At 52.2% G+C, this 20,067-nt stretch carries 22 protein-coding genes; 7 read left to right on the top strand and 15 right to left on the bottom strand.

Translation table 11 applies throughout. The features are described 5' to 3' along the window. Positions 1-109 precede the first annotated feature (109 nt). Positions 110-550, top strand: coding sequence for a transcriptional regulator SlyA (gene slyA / locus HV237_RS13090; protein WP_019076732.1), 441 nt, complete (start codon positions 110-112; stop codon positions 548-550). A 47-nt stretch (positions 551-597) separates the two neighbouring features. Here the strand turns inward: slyA and slyB are convergent, their stop codons facing one another. Then, positions 598-1,065: an outer membrane lipoprotein SlyB gene (gene slyB, locus HV237_RS13085; RefSeq protein ID WP_046276343.1), complete on the bottom strand. Its 468-nt coding sequence runs from the start codon at positions 1,063-1,065 to the stop codon at positions 598-600. A 274-nt stretch (positions 1,066-1,339) separates the two neighbouring features. Here slyB and anmK point away from each other — a divergent pair, with 274 nt between their 5' ends. The 5 genes from anmK to pdxY all read left to right on the top strand — a co-directional run bounded on the left by anmK (position 1,340) and on the right by pdxY (position 5,919). After that, positions 1,340-2,461 (top strand): anhydro-N-acetylmuramic acid kinase, encoded by a 1,122-nt coding sequence (gene anmK / locus HV237_RS13080; RefSeq protein WP_016152999.1) that lies wholly within the window; start codon positions 1,340-1,342, stop codon positions 2,459-2,461. A gap of 87 nt (positions 2,462-2,548) precedes the next feature. Continuing rightward, positions 2,549-2,878, top strand: a complete 330-nt coding sequence (gene mliC / locus HV237_RS13075; RefSeq protein WP_085951051.1) for a C-type lysozyme inhibitor — start codon at positions 2,549-2,551, stop codon at positions 2,876-2,878. Between the two features lie 58 nt (positions 2,879-2,936). Next, complete coding sequence (gene pdxH, locus HV237_RS13070) at positions 2,937-3,593, top strand: pyridoxamine 5'-phosphate oxidase (protein ID WP_047358433.1); 657 nt, start codon at positions 2,937-2,939, stop codon at positions 3,591-3,593. Positions 3,594-3,719: 126 nt separating this feature from the next. Further along, on the top strand, positions 3,720-4,994 hold the full coding sequence (tyrS, locus tag HV237_RS13065; RefSeq protein WP_003836431.1) for a tyrosine--tRNA ligase: 1,275 nt from the start codon (positions 3,720-3,722) through the stop codon (positions 4,992-4,994). A gap of 64 nt (positions 4,995-5,058) precedes the next feature. Beyond that, positions 5,059-5,919 (top strand): pyridoxal kinase PdxY, encoded by an 861-nt coding sequence (gene pdxY / locus HV237_RS13060; protein WP_047358432.1) that lies wholly within the window; start codon positions 5,059-5,061, stop codon positions 5,917-5,919. Between the two features lie 83 nt (positions 5,920-6,002). Here pdxY and gstA read toward each other — a convergent pair whose 3' ends face one another. From gstA to blr, 12 genes are all read right to left on the bottom strand, one after another. Beyond that, positions 6,003-6,608, bottom strand: coding sequence for a glutathione transferase GstA (gene gstA / locus HV237_RS13055; RefSeq protein ID WP_016153002.1), 606 nt, complete (start codon positions 6,606-6,608; stop codon positions 6,003-6,005). Between the two features lie 104 nt (positions 6,609-6,712). Continuing rightward, positions 6,713-8,218, bottom strand: a complete 1,506-nt coding sequence (gene dtpA, locus HV237_RS13050; RefSeq protein WP_016153003.1) for a dipeptide/tripeptide permease DtpA — start codon at positions 8,216-8,218, stop codon at positions 6,713-6,715. 613 nt (positions 8,219-8,831) lie between these two features. Then, positions 8,832-9,467, bottom strand: a complete 636-nt coding sequence (nth, locus tag HV237_RS13045) for an endonuclease III (RefSeq protein WP_016153004.1) — start codon at positions 9,465-9,467, stop codon at positions 8,832-8,834. After that, on the bottom strand, positions 9,467-10,159 hold the full coding sequence (locus HV237_RS13040; RefSeq protein ID WP_016153005.1) for an electron transport complex subunit E: 693 nt from the start codon (positions 10,157-10,159) through the stop codon (positions 9,467-9,469). The genes nth and HV237_RS13040 overlap by 1 nt, the downstream gene beginning before the upstream one ends. Positions 10,160-10,162: 3 nt before the next feature. Then, a complete protein-coding gene (rsxG, locus tag HV237_RS13035) occupies positions 10,163-10,783 on the bottom strand; it encodes an electron transport complex subunit RsxG (RefSeq protein ID WP_047358431.1) in 621 nt (206 codons plus the stop codon). A 9-nt stretch (positions 10,784-10,792) separates the two neighbouring features. Next, positions 10,793-11,845, bottom strand: a complete 1,053-nt coding sequence (gene rsxD / locus HV237_RS13030) for an electron transport complex subunit RsxD (RefSeq protein ID WP_047358430.1) — start codon at positions 11,843-11,845, stop codon at positions 10,793-10,795. Beyond that, on the bottom strand, positions 11,846-14,056 hold the full coding sequence (gene rsxC, locus HV237_RS13025) for an electron transport complex subunit RsxC (protein WP_181541558.1): 2,211 nt from the start codon (positions 14,054-14,056) through the stop codon (positions 11,846-11,848). It abuts the gene before it with no gap. Next, on the bottom strand, positions 14,049-14,627 hold the full coding sequence (rsxB, locus tag HV237_RS13020; protein ID WP_006684670.1) for an electron transport complex subunit RsxB: 579 nt from the start codon (positions 14,625-14,627) through the stop codon (positions 14,049-14,051). Before rsxB ends, rsxC begins: the two co-directional genes overlap by 8 nt. Next, a complete protein-coding gene (gene rsxA, locus HV237_RS13015) occupies positions 14,627-15,208 on the bottom strand; it encodes an electron transport complex subunit RsxA (protein ID WP_003029144.1) in 582 nt (193 codons plus the stop codon). Before rsxA ends, rsxB begins: the two co-directional genes overlap by 1 nt. Before the next feature lie 76 nt (positions 15,209-15,284). After that, a complete protein-coding gene (locus HV237_RS13010) occupies positions 15,285-15,725 on the bottom strand; it encodes a DUF2569 domain-containing protein (protein ID WP_016153009.1) in 441 nt (146 codons plus the stop codon). Between the two features lie 91 nt (positions 15,726-15,816). Beyond that, on the bottom strand, positions 15,817-16,032 hold the full coding sequence (gene ydgT / locus HV237_RS13005; protein WP_003832804.1) for a transcription modulator YdgT: 216 nt from the start codon (positions 16,030-16,032) through the stop codon (positions 15,817-15,819). 293 nt (positions 16,033-16,325) lie between these two features. Next, complete coding sequence (gene blr / locus HV237_RS13000; RefSeq protein WP_019076739.1) at positions 16,326-16,451, bottom strand: division septum protein Blr; 126 nt, start codon at positions 16,449-16,451, stop codon at positions 16,326-16,328. A gap of 241 nt (positions 16,452-16,692) precedes the next feature. Here blr and HV237_RS12995 point away from each other — a divergent pair, with 241 nt between their 5' ends. Then, complete coding sequence (locus tag HV237_RS12995) at positions 16,693-17,733, top strand: oxidoreductase (RefSeq protein WP_016153010.1); 1,041 nt, start codon at positions 16,693-16,695, stop codon at positions 17,731-17,733. A 52-nt stretch (positions 17,734-17,785) separates the two neighbouring features. Here the strand turns inward: HV237_RS12995 and add are convergent, their stop codons facing one another. Beyond that, positions 17,786-18,787, bottom strand: a complete 1,002-nt coding sequence (gene add / locus HV237_RS12990; protein WP_047358428.1) for an adenosine deaminase — start codon at positions 18,785-18,787, stop codon at positions 17,786-17,788. 100 nt (positions 18,788-18,887) lie between these two features. Continuing rightward, complete coding sequence (locus HV237_RS12985; protein WP_047358427.1) at positions 18,888-20,060, bottom strand: MalY/PatB family protein; 1,173 nt, start codon at positions 20,058-20,060, stop codon at positions 18,888-18,890. Positions 20,061-20,067: the final 7 nt, after the last annotated feature.

Genomic DNA, 20,067 nt, shown 5'->3' with positions numbered 1-20,067 from the left:
AAAAATGTCAGCCGGTAAGCAAATTTGGCAATACATTTGTTTTGGGAATACAAATGCTGCACACTATTCTAAAATCAGCATAATAACTTAGCAAGCTAATTATAAGGAGATGAAATTGGAATCGCCATTAGGTTCTGATCTGGCACGGTTGGTGCGCATTTGGCGTGCTCTGATTGACCATCGCCTGAAACCTCTGGAGTTGACGCAGACGCATTGGGTTACGCTGCACAACATTCATCAATTGCCGCCTGATCAATCGCAGATTCAGTTGGCTAAAGCGATTGGCATCGAGCAGCCTTCGTTGGTACGCACGCTTGACCAGCTGGAAGAAAAGGGACTCATTTCACGACAGACTTGCGCCAGCGATCGTCGGGCAAAGAGAATTAAACTGACAGAAAAAGCAGAGCCGCTGATTGCAGATATGGAAGCGGTTATCAACAAGACGCGTGGAGAAATTTTGGAAGGGATTTCAGCTGAGGAAATTGATCTGCTGATTAAACTGGTCGCCAGACTGGAACACAATATTATTGAACTGCAGTCACAGGGCTGAAACGATAAGATGACGTGTGGCCAGAGCCTGACCACACGTGAATTCGATTAGCGTGGAGACACGGTAACCTGGCTGCCGTTGTTAGCCATAACAACGCGCTGGCCAGCTGAGAACTTGGTTGCACCCTGTTTCTGAACCACCATGATGGTATTACCGTCGTCCTTACGGATTTCCAGTTCTACACCCTGGGTTTTATTCATCGCACCTTGTACGCCTTGACCCGCTACGCCACCGGCAACTGCGCCAGCCGCCGTGGCTAATGAACGACCCGTACCGCCGCCGACGGTGTTACCCAGGAACCCGCCGAGTACCGCACCACCAATGGCGCCAATCACGTTTGCGTCATCACCACCCTGGATTTGCACCGGACGAACATGAACAATTGTACCGTAGGTAACGTTCTGAACTTGTTTCGCTTCGGATGCGGTGTATACGTCGCCTGAAAGGCTATCATTGTTAACGCAGCCCGCCAAAGACACACCCATTAATGCAACAATCAGCACACGTTTAATCATTTACAAATCTCCTTTAACACCACGAAACGCTAATAAAGCACCCTTCATGGCTAAATTATATGGCACTTGTGAGCCTAAGGTCACATGTTCTACTGGAACAATATGAAAATCTTAACCGAAATCGGATATACCGAGTATAAACGAATCATTCATATAATTGATGTAATAAAGCGTCCATTGTAATGATTAGCCCTCAAAAATCATTAAGGAAGCATGGCATTAGTCGGCACTTTATGGTTGAGTGTCAAGGCTAATTTGCTTAAAAGGATGACATATGAAATCGGGCCGTTTTATCGGTGTAATGTCTGGAACCAGCCTTGATGGCGTCGATGTTGTGCTGGCGACAATAGATGAAACGATGGTTGCGCAACAGGCGAGTCTGACCTGGCCTATCCCTCTCCATATAAAGCAGGCGATCCTGGATATCTGCCAGGGGCAGCAGCTTACGCTATCGCAGTTTGGCCAACTCGACGCACAGCTCGGTTATCTGTTTGCCGAGGCGGTGAATGCACTGTTGGCACAGGAAAAATTGAAACCGCAGGAGATCGTTGCGATTGGCTGTCATGGGCAAACCGTGTGGCATGAACCGACGGGAATCGCGCCGCACACGCTGCAAATTGGCGACAACAATCAAATCGTTGCGCGTACCGGGATAACGGTGATCGGCGATTTTCGTCGCCGCGATATCGCTCTCGGCGGGCAGGGCGCGCCGTTGGTTCCCGCTTTTCATCAGGCGCTGTTGGCTCATCCAACGGAGCGGCGGATGGTGCTAAACATCGGCGGAATTGCCAATCTGTCTCTGCTTATCCCACAGCAACCCGTTCGCGGTTACGACACCGGGCCGGGCAATATGCTGATGGATGCCTGGATCTGGCGGCAATGCGGCCAACCCTACGACAAAGATGCGCAGTGGGCCACATCGGGAACGGTGATCCTGCCTTTACTGCAAAATATGCTTAACGATCCTTATTTTTCTGCGCCTGCGCCGAAAAGCACTGGCCGCGAGTATTTCAATTATGGCTGGATAGAACGTCATATGGCGCAGTTCCCGGGAATAAGCCCGCGGGATGTGCAGGCGACGCTTGCCGAACTGACGGCCGTGACCATTTCCGAGCAGGTCTTGCTAAGCGGAGGCTGTGAACGGCTAATGGTATGCGGCGGCGGCAGCCGTAATCCGCTGCTGATGATGCGTCTGGCGGCGTTATTGCCAGGGACAGAGGTCACCTCAACCGATGAGGCTGGGATCAGCGGCGATGATATGGAGGCCCTGGCTTTTGCCTGGCTGGCGTGGCGAACGCTGGCGGGATTACCGGGAAATCTGCCTTCCGTGACCGGCGCATCAGAACCGAGCGTTTTAGGGGCGATTTATCCCGCTAACCCACGAACTCAGAGTTAACTGAAATTATTCAGCTCCATATGTCGATAAACTAGGGATATTAGGGAGGGTGCCATTACCCTCCAGGACCAGGAAAGTCTTCAGGATATGGCTATGAAAAAACTGTTGTTAGTGTGTCTGCCGGTACTGCTTAGCGGGTGCAGCGTGTACAACCAATTTGTCGAGCGTATGCAAACGGATACGCTCGAATACCGCTGTGACGAAAAACCGCTTACCGTGAAGCTGAACAATACCCGTCAGATGGCGAGTTTTGTTTATGATAATCAGCTATTGAACCTCAAACAGGGCGTGTCGGCATCAGGTGCTCGCTATACCGATGGTATTTACGTCTTCTGGTCTAAAGGCGACGAGGCAACGGTCTATAAACGAGACAGAATTGTGCTAAATAACTGTCAGTTACAGAACCCGAAGCGTTGAGATTTTCACCTGGGCGGCGCACAATAGCGTCACCCACTGACAATCCGTAGCCAACATCATGTCTGATAACGACGAATTGCAGCAAATCGCGCATTTGCGCCGTGAATACACGAAAGGCGGTCTCCGCCGCCGCGATCTTCCCTCCGAACCCCTTGCGCTGTTCGAGCGCTGGCTGGGGCAAGCCTGTGACGCCAAACTGGCCGATCCCACAGCGATGGTCGTTGCTACCGTCGATGAAAACGGTCAGCCTTATCAGCGTATCGTGTTGCTCAAACATTATGATGACAAAGGGCTGGTGTTCTATACCAACCTCGGTAGCCGTAAGGCACATCAGATTGAGAAAAACCCACGCATCAGCCTCCTGTTTCCCTGGCATACGCTGGAACGGCAGGTGATGGTGATCGGCAAGGCTGAGCGCCTTTCCACGCTGGAAGTGGTGAAATACTTCCACAGTCGCCCACGTGATAGCCAGATTGGCGCCTGGGTCTCTAAGCAATCCAGTCGGATCTCCGCGCGCGGTATTCTGGAAAGCAAATTCCTCGAACTGAAGCAGAAGTTTCAGCAAGGAGAAGTTCCACTGCCCAGTTTCTGGGGAGGCTTTCGCGTAAGTATTGAGCAGATGGAGTTCTGGCAGGGTGGCGAAAACCGTCTGCACGATCGTTTTTTATACCAACGCGAAGATAACGCGTGGAAAATTGATCGCCTGGCCCCCTAAAGATGCAAAATTCTTGTTTTAAGCGCTGGTGCTGAACAATCCGGCGCTTTATTCTATGTTTCTTTCGCATCAGGCGAAAAGTCGTGTACCGGCTAAGGTGCAGTCGTTTTATACATGGAGATTTTGATGGCAAGCAGTAACTTGATTAAACAATTGCAAGAGCGGGGGCTGGTGGCCCAGGTGACGGACGAGGAAGCGTTAGCAGAGCGACTGGCGCAAGGCCCGATCGCGCTCTATTGCGGCTTCGATCCTACCGCTGACAGCTTGCATTTGGGGCATCTGGTTCCATTGTTATGCCTGAAACGCTTCCAGCAGGCAGGCCATAAGCCTGTCGCACTGGTGGGCGGCGCAACCGGTCTGATTGGTGACCCGAGCTTTAAAGCCGCCGAGCGTAAACTGAATACCGAAGACACCGTGCAGGAGTGGGTGGATAAAATCCGCAAACAGGTTGCGCCGTTCCTCGATTTCGACTGTGGCGACAACTCGGCGATTGCTGCGAACAACTATGACTGGTTTGGCAGTATGAATGTACTGACTTTCCTGCGTGATATCGGCAAACACTTCTCCGTTAACCAGATGATCAACAAAGAAGCGGTGAAGCAGCGTCTGAACCGTGACGATCAGGGGATCTCTTTTACCGAGTTTTCTTACAACCTGCTGCAGGGTTATGACTTTGCCTGCCTGAACAAACTGCACGGTGTTGCGCTGCAGATTGGCGGTTCTGACCAGTGGGGCAACATTACTTCGGGTATCGATTTGACCCGTCGCCTGCACCAGAACCAGGTGTTTGGTCTGACCGTTCCGTTGATCACTAAAGCTGACGGTACGAAATTCGGTAAGACGGAAGGCGGCGCTGTGTGGCTGGATCCGAAGAAAACCAGTCCGTACAAATTCTACCAGTTCTGGATTAACACCGCCGATGCGGATGTTTATCGCTTCCTGAAATTCTTTACTTTCATGGACATTGAAGAGATCAATGCGCTGGAAGAAGAAGATAAAAATAGCGGTAAAGCGCCGCGCGCCCAGTATGTTCTGGCTGAGCAAGTAACGCGTCTGGTTCACGGCGAAGAAGGGCTGGTAGCGGCAAAACGTATTACCGAAAGCTTGTTCAACGGTAATCTGAGCGATTTGAGCGAAGCGGATTTCGAACAGCTGGCGCAGGATGGCGTGCCGATGATCGAGATGGACAAAGGTGCCGATCTGATGCAGGCGCTGGTGGACTCCGAGCTGCAACCTTCTCGCGGCCAGGCACGTAAGACTATCGCGTCTAATGCGGTGACCATCAACGGTGAGAAGCAATCCGATCCGGAATATTTCTTCCAGGAGAGTGATATCCTGTTCGGGCGCTACACCTTACTGCGCCGTGGCAAGAAGAACTATTGTCTGATTTGCTGGAAGTAAGATTTAGTTAGCAGGGGCGTGGGAAACTACGCCCCTTTATTTTTTCAGGGTTGTGGTAAGTAAAATGAAGAATATCCTCGCCATCCAGTCCCACGTTGTTTTTGGTCATGCGGGCAACAGTGCAGCAGAATTTCCAATGCGTCGTCTTGGCGCAAATGTCTGGCCGCTGAATACCGTTCAGTTTTCTAACCACACACAGTACGGCAAATGGACCGGTTGCGTTATGCCGCCGAGTCATCTGACTGACGTTGTCCAGGGCATTGCCGATATCGATAAACTCCAGACTTGTGACGCAGTACTGAGCGGCTATCTTGGCTCGGCTGAACAGGGCGAGCATATTCTGGGTATTGTACGCAAAGTAAAAGCGGCCAATCCGCAGGCGAAATATTTTTGTGACCCGGTGATGGGCCATCCAGAAAAAGGGTGTATCGTCGCGCCGGGCGTAGCGGAGTTTCATGTACGCCATGCGCTTCCGGCCAGCGATATTATCGCCCCGAATTTAGTTGAGCTCGAAATTCTGTGCGAGCATGCGGTAAACAATGTCAATGAGGCCGTGGCGGCAGCGCGTGAGCTCATCGCCCAGGGACCAGAGATTGTGCTGGTGAAGCATCTGGCTCGCGCGGGTATCAGCGCAGATCGTTTCGAGATGCTGTTAGTTACTGCTGAACAGGCGTGGCATATCAGCCGACCGTTAGTCGATTTTGGCGCACGTCAACCGGTTGGCGTAGGTGATGTCACCAGCGGCTTATTGTTGGTTAAACTGCTGCAGGGCGCGTCTTTACAGCAGGCGCTGGAGCACGTGACGGCGGCGGTGTACGAAGTGATGATTGCCACCAAAAAAATGCACGAGTATGAGCTGCAGGTCGTGGCTGCGCAGGATTGTATCGCGAAGCCTGAACACTACTTCAGCGCGACGCAGCTGTAACCAATGCCCGATGGCGCTCACGCTTATCGGGCCTGCGTTTGGCTGTAGGCCGGGTAAGCGCAAGCGCTTCCCGGCAACAACAATTAATTTAACCCTTCTGCTTTCAACGCCGCAGCAACCGCCGGACGTTCAGCCATACGCGCCATATACGCATCGATATTACTTAACCCTGCCATATTCAGCTTAACCGCATACGCCCAACGCAGCACGGTGAACAGATAGGCGTCCGCAATGCTGAAGCGCGAACCGCAGATCCATTGGTTATCTTGCAGCGCGTCGTTCACATACTGCATTTTTTTCTCCAGCAGCGCGCGAACGGTTGGCTTGAAGTCTTCCGGCGTATCGGGACGGAACAGTGGGGTAAAGCCTTTATGCAGTTCTGTCGCAATGTAGTTAAGCCATTCAATGGTTTTGTAACGGGAGAGGCTGCTGGTCGGGGCAAGGAGTTGACGGTCTGGAACGGTGTCCGCCAGGTATTGCATGATGGCGACGCCTTCGGTCAGTAGCGTACCGTCATCCAGCAGCAGCGCGGGAACTTGCCCTTTTGGGTTTACCGCGAAAAAATCATCGCCGTTTTCCAGACGCTTCTTCATCAGATCAACACCATCCAGCGTGAAATCTTTACCGCTCTCACGAAGTGTGATGTGGGAAGCAAGAGAACAAGCGCCCGGTTTGTAGAACAGTTTCATCGGTAACTCCTTTTGGCTGAGGTATATCGTATGGTAGTGCTAGCTCAGGCAAAAAAAAAGCCGCTAACACCAGTTAGCGGCCTGAAAAAGAGTTTCCCTGAGAATTACGCTGTCGCGGCCTTAGAGGCTTTCTCATTGACGTCATCGTCCTGAGTCATACGATTCAGTTTCGGTGCCGTCAGCAGCATCAGAACAGCGATAACAGCCGTAGCAACACCAATCTGCAGGAACACACGACCGTAGACTTCAAGGGACATCAGCGGGTCAGTGACGTTCTCTGGTACAGCCATCATGTTGGCTACGTAACCACCGATGATGTTTGCACCGGCAGTGGTCAGGAACCAGCTACCCATGATGAAGCCCATCAGGCGTTGCGGAACCAGCTGAGCCACCATTGCCAGACCCAGACCGGAGATCATCAGTTCACCGATACTTTGCAGACCGTAGCAGATGATCAGCCAGTTAACGGAAACGATGCCCGCATCGGTAGCGAATTTAGCACCCAGAGGCAGGATCAGGAACGCACCGGAACACAGCACCATACCAATCGCAAACTTGGTTGGCATCGGCAGGGTATCGCCCATCTTGTTATAGATAGCGGCGAGGATTGGGCTACCAATGATGATCCAGAACGGGTTCAGTGCCTGGTACTGCTCAGGTTCGAAAGCAATGCCAAGAATAGAGTGCTCAACGTTACGAATCGCGAAGAAGTTCAGTGAGGTCGGCATCTGGCTGTACAGCACGAAGAAGATAATCGCTTCCAGCATCAGAATGAAGGCGACGATCATTTTACGACGCGCAGCACCGTGCATGGTGAATGCTTCTTTACCGAAGATAAACACGATACCCAGAGCAATGACGCCCAGAACCATACGTGCGATCTGCTGGTTGTGCAGCAACCAGGTTGCAATCGCGATCAGCACCACGACGCCAACAATAGTCAGCAACAGGTTACGGAAGTTGATCGGCTCAAAGTCAGGTTTAGAACCGTACTGTTTAACCCAGCGCTGACAGAATGCGAAGTTAACAACGGTAATCAGCATACCCACGACGCTCAGAGCGAACGCGGTGCTCCAGCCGTAATGCGCAGCCAACCACGGTGTTGCCAGCATAGAGAAGAATGAACCGATGTTGACGGACATGTAGTACATGGTAAATGCACCATCAAGACGCGGGTCATCTTTGGCATAGCAGGTAGAGAGCAGGGATGATGGGTTTGCTTTAAACAGGCCGTTACCGACCGCGATGGCCGCCATGCCCATATAAACGATACCCGCATCGTGACCAGACCATGCTACCAACGCATAACCGATGGCCAGGACAACGGCACCCAGCATAATGACACGTTTTGTACCCAGAACTTTATCACCTAACCAGCCGCCAATGGCAACCAGACCGTACACCAGGGCGCTAAAGGACGAGAAAAGGGTGATGGAATCCGCTTCTGACATACCCAGTTGTTTAACCAGGTAGACGGCCATAATTCCTTGCAGGCCGTAATAACCAAAACGCTCCCACAGCTCAATAGAGAAAATGAGATAGAACGCTTTTGGTTGTTTGAAGGCGTTTAAACTCACGCTTTCTGTTGGTTTATTGTTTGCAGTAGACACTTTTACCTCTTTTTTTACATCCCATATCAACGGGGGTGTTCAGGCACGTGATGAGTCAAGTTCATCCGTCCGATTGTTATAGTGGGAGGGGAAACGGCAAGTAATGTTCACTATCTTGACCATTCAGACAAGTGGTTTGTAATAATCTGTTACATATATCATGACTGGTGAAATCGTCGGGACTGTGAAATGTTATCTAGCGTTAAATTTCTTCATTTGAAAAATGGCAGATTTTTACACTGTTTAATCAGGGTAAAAACCGCAATGTGGCGATATGTTCTGCTATTTGCGCTTGAATCCAGTGATATAGGCCATTATCTGAAAAATAGCCAGTGTAATGTTTTGTTTAGAAACTGTTCAGTTAGGTCATCTGATTGTCACTTTAACTAAAAAATAAATATTTTTTAACATTGTGTTATCTGGATGATCTGGATCACGTATAGATAGAAATTTCTTTTACTAAAAAAACGATTAACCTGCTCAGGTGTTAATTAACAAGAATATTGCATTAGATATGCGCGGTTGAACGGCATCATTGTCGGGAAAATAAACTCAGGGGAGTGCATAACTAATCGTTATGTTAGCGAGGGGCAAGCAGTATGCCCCGGCAGCATCAGATATCGACTTTCTCTTTGAATTCGCAAAGATCTTCGATAATGCAGGAACCGCAGCGCGGCTTTCTGGCTATACAGGTGTAGCGGCCATGAAGAATTAACCAGTGATGGCAATCGACTTTAAATTCACTGGGTACGACTTTCAGCAGCTTCTCTTCAACCTGCTCTACGTTTTTACCCGGTGCGAACTGGGTACGATTACAAACGCGAAAAATATGGGTGTCTACGGCAATAGTGGGCCAGCCAAAGGCGGTATTTAACACCACATTAGCCGTCTTTCGCCCAACCCCGGGCAGGGCTTCTAATGCGGCCCGGTCTTCAGGCACTTCACCATTATGTTGCTCCAGCAGAATGCGGCAGGTTTTAATCACGTTCTCCGCTTTGCTGTTAAATAAACCGATTGTCTTGATGTAGGACTTAACCCCTTCAACGCCAAGCTCCAGCATCGCGGCTGGCGTATTGGCGATGGGGTAGAGCTTAGCCGTCGCTTTATTGACGCTGACATCGGTGGCCTGCGCGGAGAGCAAGACTGAAATCAGCAGTTCGAACGGCGATGTAAAATTTAGCTCGGTTGTCGGATGCGGATTGTTCTCACGCAGGCGCGTCAGTATTTCCAGCCGTTTTGCTTTGTTCATTACACATTCCCTGTTTCACCGGCCGGACTGTCCGTGACAGCCGCCTCGGCACGACGTTTCTTCATTTTCTCATCAATCAGATACTTAACAGCCAGCATCAGACCCAGGCCAATAAACGCGCCTGGTGGCAGCATGGCCAGCAGAAACGGCGTATCGGTATGGAAGATCTCAACGCGCAATACTTTGGCCCAGCTACCCAACAAACCGTCTGCGCCATCAAAGAGTGTACCGTTACCAATTATTTCACGTAGCGAGCCCAGAACAAACATGGCGCCAGTTGCTCCCATGCCGATGGAAAAGCCATCGAGTGCGGATAGCGCAGGGCCTTTTTTGGCTGCGAAGGCTTCAGCGCGGCCAACAACAATACAGTTGGTCACAATCAGTGGGATAAAGATGCCCAGAGACTGATACAGGCCAAAAGCGTAGGCATTGATCAACATTTGCACCGCGCTCACCACGGAGGCGATGATCATGACATAAATCGGAATACGAATTTCAGGCGGTGTCCAGCGACGAAGGGCTGAAATCGTCAGGTTCGTCAGCGTCAGGACGAGCGTAGTCGCGAGTCCCAGGCCCAGCGCGTTAGTGGCGGTCGAGGTAACGGCCAACAGCGGACACATCCCGAGTAACTGCACAAGCGCGGAGTTATTTTTCCATAACCCTTGGACAATAACGTCTTTAATTTCGCTCATGGTTTATTCTCCACAGGCGCTAAGTTGAGGAAGTTTCGCGGGCAGCGTCTGCGCATACAAACCGGCGCGTTTTACTGCATTAACTACCGCACGTGGCGTAATGGTTGCGCCAGTAAACTGGTCAAAGTCGCCGCCGTCTTTTTTCACCGCCCAGTGAGCGTCGTTACCCGCAGCGATCGTTTTGCCGCTAAAGTGTGTGATCCAGTCGGACAGTCGCAGTTCGATTTTATCACCCAGCCCTGGCGTTTCATGATGTTCGGTCACCCGCGTACCCAACACGGTACCCGAAAAATCGACACCAACCAGCAGTTGAATAGCCCCGGAATAACCATCTGGCGCCGTAGCTTCAAGAATTGCTGCAACGGGACGATCGTCCTGGCGGGCAATATACACTCGGTGAGTGCCTTTACCCAACGCCTGCGCATCGACCAGATAACAACTTTCGGACAAGTTATTATTGTAGCGATCGCCTGGCAGAACCTGATCGAACAGCGTTTTTTGCTGCAGCGCGGCCTGTTCATCAATGGTGGACTTGGTTAATTGATTGATTGCCGCGGTTAACCCCGTCGAGCCCGCTGCAAACAGCGCCAGAGTAATACCGTGTTTACGAATCGTTTTCAGCATAGGGAGTCCTTAGCGATGTCCGTACACGCGAGGGCGGGTGTAATAATCAATCAGGGGAACCGTGATATTTGCCAGCAATACGGCAAAAGCCACGCCATCAGGATAACCGCCAAAACTGCGAATCAACCACACTAACAGGCCCGCAAGTGCGCCAAAAATCAGGCGGCCACGGTTGGTTGTTGATGCTGTAACGGGATCGGTAAGAATAAAAAATGCACCCAGCATGGTCGCGCCGGAAAGTAGGTGCAACTGAGGCGAGGCCAGCGAATCTGGCGAGAAAATCCAGCCTAAAGTGGCACAAACGGCGAGCGACAGCAGGAAGCTAACCGGGATATGCCAGCGAATCGCTTTCTGCCATAGCAACACGATGCCGCCCACCAGCCAGGCAAGGTTAACCCACTGCCAGCCAGCACCTGCAAACATGCCGTTGTAGATTGGGTATTGCATCACCTGCTCAACAGTACGTCCCGCATGCAGCGAAGTCTTAAAGGTATCGAGAGGTGTTGCCTGACTGATACCATCAATACCCATACGCAGCGTGTTCATATCCCCGCCGCTGGCGGTATGTCCGCTAAAGATAACGTTCAGGGCGTCAAAAAAACCAGGCACAGTCGCCGCAATTTCATGCGGCGGCAGCCAGCTTGTCATCTGTACCGGGAATGAGATAAGCAGCACCACGTAACCAATCATGGCGGGGTTAAACGGGTTCTGACCGAGGCCGCCATACAGCTGTTTAGCAATGATAACGGCGAATACCGTGCCTAAAACTACCATCCACCAGGGGGCGAGCGGGGGAATACTCACGGCCAGCAGTAACCCGGTGAGCAATGCGGAGTTGTCTTTTAAAATCGCGGCAATGGGTTGTTTGCGCAGTTTAAGCACGCCCGCTTCGGCGGCGATAGCGCTGATGGCGGCCAGAACTATCTGGAACAACGTACCCCAGCCAAAGAACCACAGCTGAGCGGCGATCCCCGGCAATGCAGCCAGTAATACCAGCATCATGATACGCGATGTCTGGCGCTGGTTATGGGTATAAGGGGAGCTTGCTATTCTGAATACCATTTATTCCTCGTTTACAACCTGCTGCTGGGCGGCTTTCTTTGCCTGAGCGCGTGCAATAGCGGCCGCGACGGCGGCTTTACGCGGATCCGCCGGTTCGACTGTTTCCGTAACCGCCTGCTGCTCGAGCTTGCGAGCTTTGGCGCGGGCGATAGCCGCTTCCACGGCGGCTTTACGCGGATCCACCGGTTCGGCTGTTTCCGTAACCGTCTGCTGCTCAAGCTTGCGGGCTTTGGCGCGGGCGATAGCCGCTTCCACGGCGGCTTTACGCGGATCCACCGGTTCGGCTGTTTCCGTTACGGTTTCCTGCTCAAGCTTGCGGGCTTTGGCGCGAGCGATTGCCGCTTCCACTGCAGCTTTACGCGGATCCACCGGTTTGGCTGTTTCCGTTACGGTTTCCTGCTCGAGTTTGCGGGCTTTGGCGCGAGCGATAGCCGCTTCCACGGCGGCTTTACGCGGATCCACCGGTTCGGCTGTTTCCGTTACGGTTTCCTGCTCAAGCTTGCGGGCTTTGGCACGAGCGATTGCCGCTTCCACTGCAGCTTTACGCGGGTCGACCTCTGTGCTGCTGCCTCCAGCTTGGGGAGGGTTTTCCATCCGGGTTGCGCGAGCTTGCGCCTTACGCGCCTCGCGTGCGGCAATCACGGCACTATTGTCAGGTTTTTCGCCAGCCTGAATGACCACCGGCTGCATTGCCTGAGCCTGCTTTTCTTTTACGCGAGCCAGCGCGGCGGCAATGGCATCATGATCTTTAGCCGCAGGCTGAACGGCAGCGCTTTTGTGACGTTCAAGACGTGCTGCTTTTTCACGTTCGAGTCGCGCCTGTCGGGCTTCAAATCGCGCTTTCGCTTCAGCGGCACGTTTTTCTTCCTGACTAATGGCATAAATCTCGGCTTTTTCCTGACGGAAATACTGCACCAGTGGAATATTGCTTGGGCATACCCAGGCGCAGGCACCGCATTCAATGCAGTCCGCGATATTGTGCGCCGTTGCTTTGTCGTGCTGCTGCCCTTTACTGAACCAATAAAGCTGTTGCGGCAGGAGATCGGCCGGACAGGCATCGGCGCATGCGCTACAGCGAATGCAGCCTTTCTCTTCCGGCGTTTCTCCCATTTCACTGGCAGAGGGCGCCAGAAGACAGTTGGTTATCTTCACCACCGGTACATCCAGCCAAGGCAGCGTAAAGCCCATCAGCGGCCCGCCCATAATCACCATCTGGTCGGCGGAAGGGCAGAAGCCCGCGTCGTTGAGCAGATGACGAACCGGCGTGCCTAAACGCGCCCAGACGTTGCCCGGACGGCTGACGGCTTCGCCGGTCAGCGTCACGACACGCTCGGTAATCGGTTCTCCGTCAATCACCGCACGTTTAATCGCGTAGGCGGTTCCAACGTTTTGCATCAGCACGCCGATATCTGAAGAGCGTCCCCCGTGCGGAACCTGCTTGCCGGTCAGGATTTGCGTTAACTGCTTGGCCCCGCCTGACGGGTACTTGGTGGGGATCACGCGTAAGCTGATATCGTGTGAATCAGCCAGCACCGCGCGCAGCATGGAAATTGCCTGTGGCTTGTTATCTTCAATGCCCAGTAGAATTTCGCGTGGCTGAAGAATATGCGCCAGGATGCGGATACCTTCGACGACCTGCGCCGCGCAGTCCTGCATCAGGCGGTCATCAGCCGTAATGTATGGCTCGCATTCAGCAGCGTTAATGATCAGCGTTTCAATTTTATCTCCGCCGCCCTGCAGCTTAACGCCGGTGGGAAAACCCGCGCCACCCAGTCCGGCGACGCCGAACTGGTGAATACGTGCGATCAGCTCTTCCCGGCTGCGGGAACGGTAATCGGCCCAGCCGTCTCGCTCAATCCAGCGATCTTCGCCATCGGCGTCAATAATAACGCTCAGCTCAGCTAATGCCGATGGATGTGCAGTAGAATGCGGGGCAATAGCAACAACGGTGCCTGACGTTGGCGCATGTACCGGAAGCATTTTACCACGCCCAAGGGTTAACGCCTGACCACGCAGCACGGTGTCGCCAACGTTTACGCACAGCTCACCCTCCGCGCCAATATGTTGTTTCAGCGGAATAACAAAGCGTGGCGCCAGCGGAACCTGTCGCAGCGGCGTACCGTTCGACTGGGTCTTCATTTCTGGTGGATGAATGCCGCCATCAAAGTCCCAGATTTTGTTTTTTCTGAATGCAGAGAATAACTTAAACATGTTGTTCCACGGGAATGATGCGCACAGGGATGGTGTTTAAATCCCATTTCCAGCTATCAGGTGTCTCGGCCACCGGGCGTAATTCGATACATTGCGTCGGGCACGGGTCAACGCACAGGTTGCACCCGGTGCAGAGATCGCTCATCACCGTGTGCATGGCGCGGGTCGCGCCCACGATCGCATCAACCGGGCAGGCCTGAATGCACTTTGTACAACCGATACAGTTATTTTCATCAATGACCGCCAGCATACGCACGGGGGTAACATCGTGTTCATCACCATCAATCGGCTGCGGGTCGACGTTCAGCAGGGCGGCAATTTTTAACATCACCGCTTCGCCTCCGGGTGCGCAACGGTTGATTTTTTCGCCCTGAGAGCCGATCGCTTCAGCGTAAGGATGACAGCCCGGATAGCCGCATTGTCCACACTGGCTTTGCGGGAGAATTTCATCAATTTTCTCCACGACAGGATCATCTTCGACGGCAAAACGTCGTGAGGCGTAACCCAAAATAGCGCCGAACGCCAGACCCAGTAGACTCACTGCGGCAACGGCAATCCAGATAGCATTCATTACAACTTCACCAAACCACTAAAGCCCATAAAGGCCAATGACATTAAACCAGCGGTAATCAGCGCAATCGCATTACCGCGAAACGGAGCAGGCACGTCCGCCACGGCGAGGCGTTCGCGGATGGCGGCGAACAGTACCATCACCAGCGAGAAGCCGACGGCGGCGGAAAAACCGTATAGCGCCGACTGTAAAAAGTTATGACCGAGATTGATATTCAGTAACGCCACGCCTAATACCGCGCAGTTAGTGGTGATCAGCGGTAGGAAGATCCCCAACAGGCGGTAAAGTGCAGGGCTGGTTTTGCGTACAACCATCTCGGTAAATTGCACGACGACGGCGATGACCAGAATAAAAGCCAACGTGCGCAGATAGATGAGATTGAGTGGAATGAGGATCCAGGTGTCAATCAGCCATGCGCAGATGGATGCCAGTGTCATGACAAACGTCGTGGCAAGGCCCATACCCATTGCGGTTTCCAGTTTTTTGGAAACGCCCATAAACGGGCAGAGCCCCAGAAACTTGACCAGTACAAAGTTATTGACCAGTACAGTTCCGACAAACAGCAGCAGGTAATCAGTCATTTTTCGGCCTGAAATAAAAAAGCCGCCTATTATCTGACAATCTACAACAGGCGACAACAGGTTAACTGTAGGGTTATTACGGATTCACAAACGTCGATTTAACGCGTTGCGAGCGTTTGAAATAGGGCACCAGCAGTGCTGCAGCCAGCAATGGGAACAGCAGTTGGCGCACGGCAAAGGCGTCCGGAACCGGTGAAAACGCAAACGCTTTAATCGCCAGTAACACGGAGATCAGCAGCCATAGAATATAATGCTTAGGCACACAGGCTCTGCGTTTGAAAAACGCAATCGTCAGCCACAGCGTGTAATACCACATGGCAATCGCGGTAATAAAAGAGACGCCCCATAACAGCAAATTTGCCGTACTTTGCGCACCCAGCGTTTGGAAGGTTTGCGGTGTAGCCAGCGCAGTGACATAAAGTAATAACGCCAGCGAAGCGCTCAACAATGCGACTAACAGCCAGGCCAGTGGCCCAAGTAGCCAGCCCCCGATACGTTGTGCCGGTGTGGTAGTCATCTCTTCTCCAGGTTTACGCGCGCAATCAAACATGCCATTCATTTTGGGGCAATTATTATAAAGCTTTTAACGTTGAGCGCTACTTTCTTCTTTATTGCACGTAATGCCAGACTGATTTGGGTACCTGACCAACATCAAACAGACGACCTCCTGAGATAAGCTCCGCACGGCGATGGTCTGCAGCGCGATACATATTGATAATGTCGCTATCGTCGGTGAGCGTGTAGTTAAGATGGTCGAACAGTTTTTCCAGACTTTCGAGTGAACTGATTTTGCGGAATTTTAATAAGTAATCCTGAACAGTCATAAATGGAAATCCATATTAATAAAATAATACCAACGGAGTAGTAAATATAAATAATAAACAACATGCACAGGTAAAAGCGGATTGACGCGCAAATGTGAGAAGAGTGTTCATACCTGTGGAAAAGCAGGCGCTATGCGCACCTGCGGTAAGGGTAACGCGCTTCGCTACAGCAGGCAATATGCACCGGAGTGGGATGCGGCATTATTCTCTTTTTTTGACAAAATTCGATCTTTTGCAGCCAACCCCTGCCGTTACTCGATGTTAATTGCCGGGTTATAAGGGACTGCAGATGCTTATTTCTTCTGCACAGCAGCAACGGGCTCCGGTGGCTGGTAATTGTCAATATGATTGGCAACACCCAGCAGGATCACAGAGACGGTGAGAACAATCCAACCTGCTAATTCAATAAGACGATTCATTACTGATGACATTTGCTTTGATTTATCCATAAACACAGGCTGCAAATGTTACTAATCTCTCAATAATACAGCAAGATAATTGGGAACGATTTCTCCCTCTTTTTCGCTGCAAGTTAAGCATAAGTGGCATATGTTTGACTTAAGTTAATAAACAACCTTTGTAGCGCAATGGTTATTAAACTATTGAGACGTTGCAGGGTATGGTGTGAAATAGGTCAGTCCTGAATTGAGAGGCTATAACATGAGTGACAACATCCGCGTTGGGCTAATTGGCTATGGTTACGCCAGTAAAACCTTCCATGCCCCCCTGATTGTGGGCACACCGGGCCTCGAACTGGCTGCGGTTTCCAGTAGTGATGAAGCAAAAGTGAAGGCAGACTGGCCAACGGTGGCGGTTGTTGCTGAGCCTAAACACCTTTTTAACGATCCGAATATCGACCTGATTGTGATCCCCACGCCTAACGACACTCACTTCCCGTTAGCGAAGGCTGCGCTGGAAGCGGGCAAACATGTGGTTGTTGATAAGCCTTTTACCGTGACACTGTCACAAGCACGCGAACTGGATGCGTTGGCGCGCAGCCTTGGTCGCGTGCTGTCCGTTTTCCATAACCGCCGCTGGGATAGTGATTTTCTGACGTTGAAAGCCCTGCTGGCGGATGGCGTTTTGGGGGAGGTGGCGTATTTCGAATCCCATTTCGATCGATTCCGCCCGCAGGTTCGTGATCGCTGGCGTGAACAGGGGGGGCCGGGAAGCGGCATCTGGTATGATTTAGCACCGCATCTTCTGGATCAGGCGATTAACCTGTTTGGTTTGCCCGTCAGCATGACGGTAGACCTGGCTCAGCTCCGCCCAGGTGCGCAAGCGACGGATTACTTCCATGCCATCCTGACTTATCCGCAGCGTCGTGTGATTCTGCACGGTACCATGCTCGCTGCCGCTGAGTCGGCCCGTTATATCGTGCACGGATCGCGTGGCAGCTATGTGAAGTATGGTCTTGACCCGCAGGAAGAGCGCCTGAAAAATGGCGAGCGACTTCCTCAGGAAGACTGGGGTTACGACATGCGCGATGGCGTGTTGACGCGAATAGAAGGCGAAGAGCAGGTTGAAGAGACCTGGCTGACTGTACCGGGTAATTACCCGGCGTACTATGCTGGCATTCGTGATGCGCTAAATGGTCACGGTGAAAACCCGGTACCGGCGAGACAAGCTATTCAAATCATGGAGCTGATTGAGCTGGGTCTTGAATCGGCGAAACATCGCTCGACGCTGTGCCTTGCCTGATTAGGCAAATGCCGGATGGTGATGCTCAGCATCTCATCCGGCACTTTAACCGTCACGCTGCGGCGACTTTCTCGCGCAGGGCACGTTTTTCTTCGTTACTCAGAAATGCCATTTCCAGGCCGTTGATTTGCGCCTGACGGATCTGTTCGCGCGTGAGTCCTGCCGCTGGCGCGGCAATGGTGTACTCGTGAATAATATCCACACCCTGTACCGCCGGATCGTCCGTATTCAAACTGGCTAAAACGCCATGCTCAAGGAATGTTTTCAGTGGGTGGGTTGCCAGAGAGGCTACGGTGCTGGTCTGAATGTTCGATGTCAGGCAGGATTCGATGCCGATACGGTGTTCGGCGAGGTAATCCATCAATGCACGATCTTCAACGGCTTTTACGCCGTGACCAATACGTTCTGCGCCCAGCTCTTTAATAGCCTGCCAGATACTTTCTGGTCCCGCGGCTTCGCCCGCATGCACGGTAATACGCCAGCCGGCGTCGCGCGCCTGATTGAAATGCGACAGGAACAGACTGCCCGGGAAACCCAGTTCGTCACCCGCCAGATCCAGTGCCGTAATATGGTCTCGGTGGACTAACAGCGCATCCAGTTCCTGCAGGCAGGCGGCTTCGCCGAAGGTACGGCTCATAATGCCAATTAAGCGAGCTTCGACGCCAAAGGTCTTGCAGCCCTCGCGTACGCCGGCAATGACGGCTTCAACCACGCCCGCAACCGGGAGCTGATGCGCCATCGCCATATAGCCGGGTGAAAAACGTAATTCTACATAGTGCAGACCGTTACGTGCTGCATCCTCAATATTCTCAAATGCCACGCGGCGACACGCATCCAGCGAGGCCAGTACCTTCACGCCCCAGTCGAGCTTGGATAAAAAGCTCACTAAATCCGGCTCAGTTGATGTGACTTGCACATGAGGGATCAGCATTTCCAGCGTTTGTGCCGGAAGCGTTAAATTGAACTGACGACCCAGTTCCAGGATCGTTTGGGCACGGATGTTACCATCAAGGTGGCGATGGACGTCGGTCAGGGGGAGGGAAGTATCAATCATGGTCGCACTCGTGTATTTAGGTAAAGTGCGTCGTATTATATGAAAAAATCGGGATAAAAAGCTATGTTGCGCAATGAATAATTTCATTGCGCAAACTTAATTAACGTACAGAACGGATGGCGTTAATCAGCCCCTGAACGCCTTTCTCAAGCTTGGATCTTGGGCATCCGGCATTGAGGCGTACAAAACCGCGACCTTCTTCTCCGTAGGTGTATCCCGGCATGATAGCCACTTTCTGCTGGTGGATGAGAACATCCTGCAAGGCATGGTCATCAATATTGAGCGGACGCAGGTCAATCCATGCCAGATAGGTGGATTGCGGAATCTGCCAGTTGAGTTCGGGGAATGCGGCATTAAGCTCACGCGCAACGTAATGCAGATTGCTGGCAAGATAATCGCGCAGCGCATCAAGCCAACTTGCACCCTGTTGATAAGCGGCAATATGTGCGCTAAGCGCCAGCACCGCAGGCGAGGAAAGACCATCGCGGCCTTTTAACGCGCTGAGGTAATCGTTGCGGCTTTGAGCATCTTCAATGAGTCCGTAAGCCCCGGTTAATGCCGGAATATTAAAACTCTTTGAGCCGGAAGTGAGCAGTGCCCAACTGCCACGCGCGACGTTACTCCACGGGATGTGCGGCCGGTCTGACCATACCATATCCATATGAATCTCATCGGAGATGACTTTTACACCATGGCGCTGACACAGTTCTGCCATGGTTTCCAGCTCGTCGCGCGTCCACACTTTGCCCGTTGGGTTTTGTGGGCTGCAAAGCAGAAGAATTTTGCTTTCAGGTCGAGACAGGGCTTTCTCCAGCGCAACCATGTCGCAAAACCAGCCGTCGGCGCGTTTTTCCAGTCCGACTGCGTGTACCTGGCGCTGATTACCTTCAATCGCTTTGTAAAACGCATCGTAAGCCGGAGTATGGATAACCACCGCATCGCCCACGGATGACCATTGGCGGATCAACTCCGACACCATATAGATGACCGAGGGGCCATATACCAGCGACTGAGGATCTATTTGAGTGTTATGTCGCGAAAGAAACCAATGGCTTATCGCCGCCAGAAACTCATCGTTTTTCCAGCGGCTGTAACCCAACACGCCATGTGACAGGCGCTGAGTCAGCGCCTCCAGAATGCAAGGTGCGGTGGCAAAATCCATATCGGAGATGGTGAATGGCAGCAGGTCGGCTGAACCAAAACGGTCGGCAACGTAATCCCACTGAGTACACCAGGTACCGTGCCTGTCCACAACCTTTGAAAAATCAAACATATTGTTG

Origin of the sequence: Citrobacter sp. RHBSTW-00570 (assembly GCF_013739755.1) — a bacterium.
Lineage (GTDB): Bacteria > Pseudomonadota > Gammaproteobacteria > Enterobacterales > Enterobacteriaceae > Citrobacter > Citrobacter braakii.
This window is presented reverse-complemented; position numbering and strand designations above follow the sequence as displayed.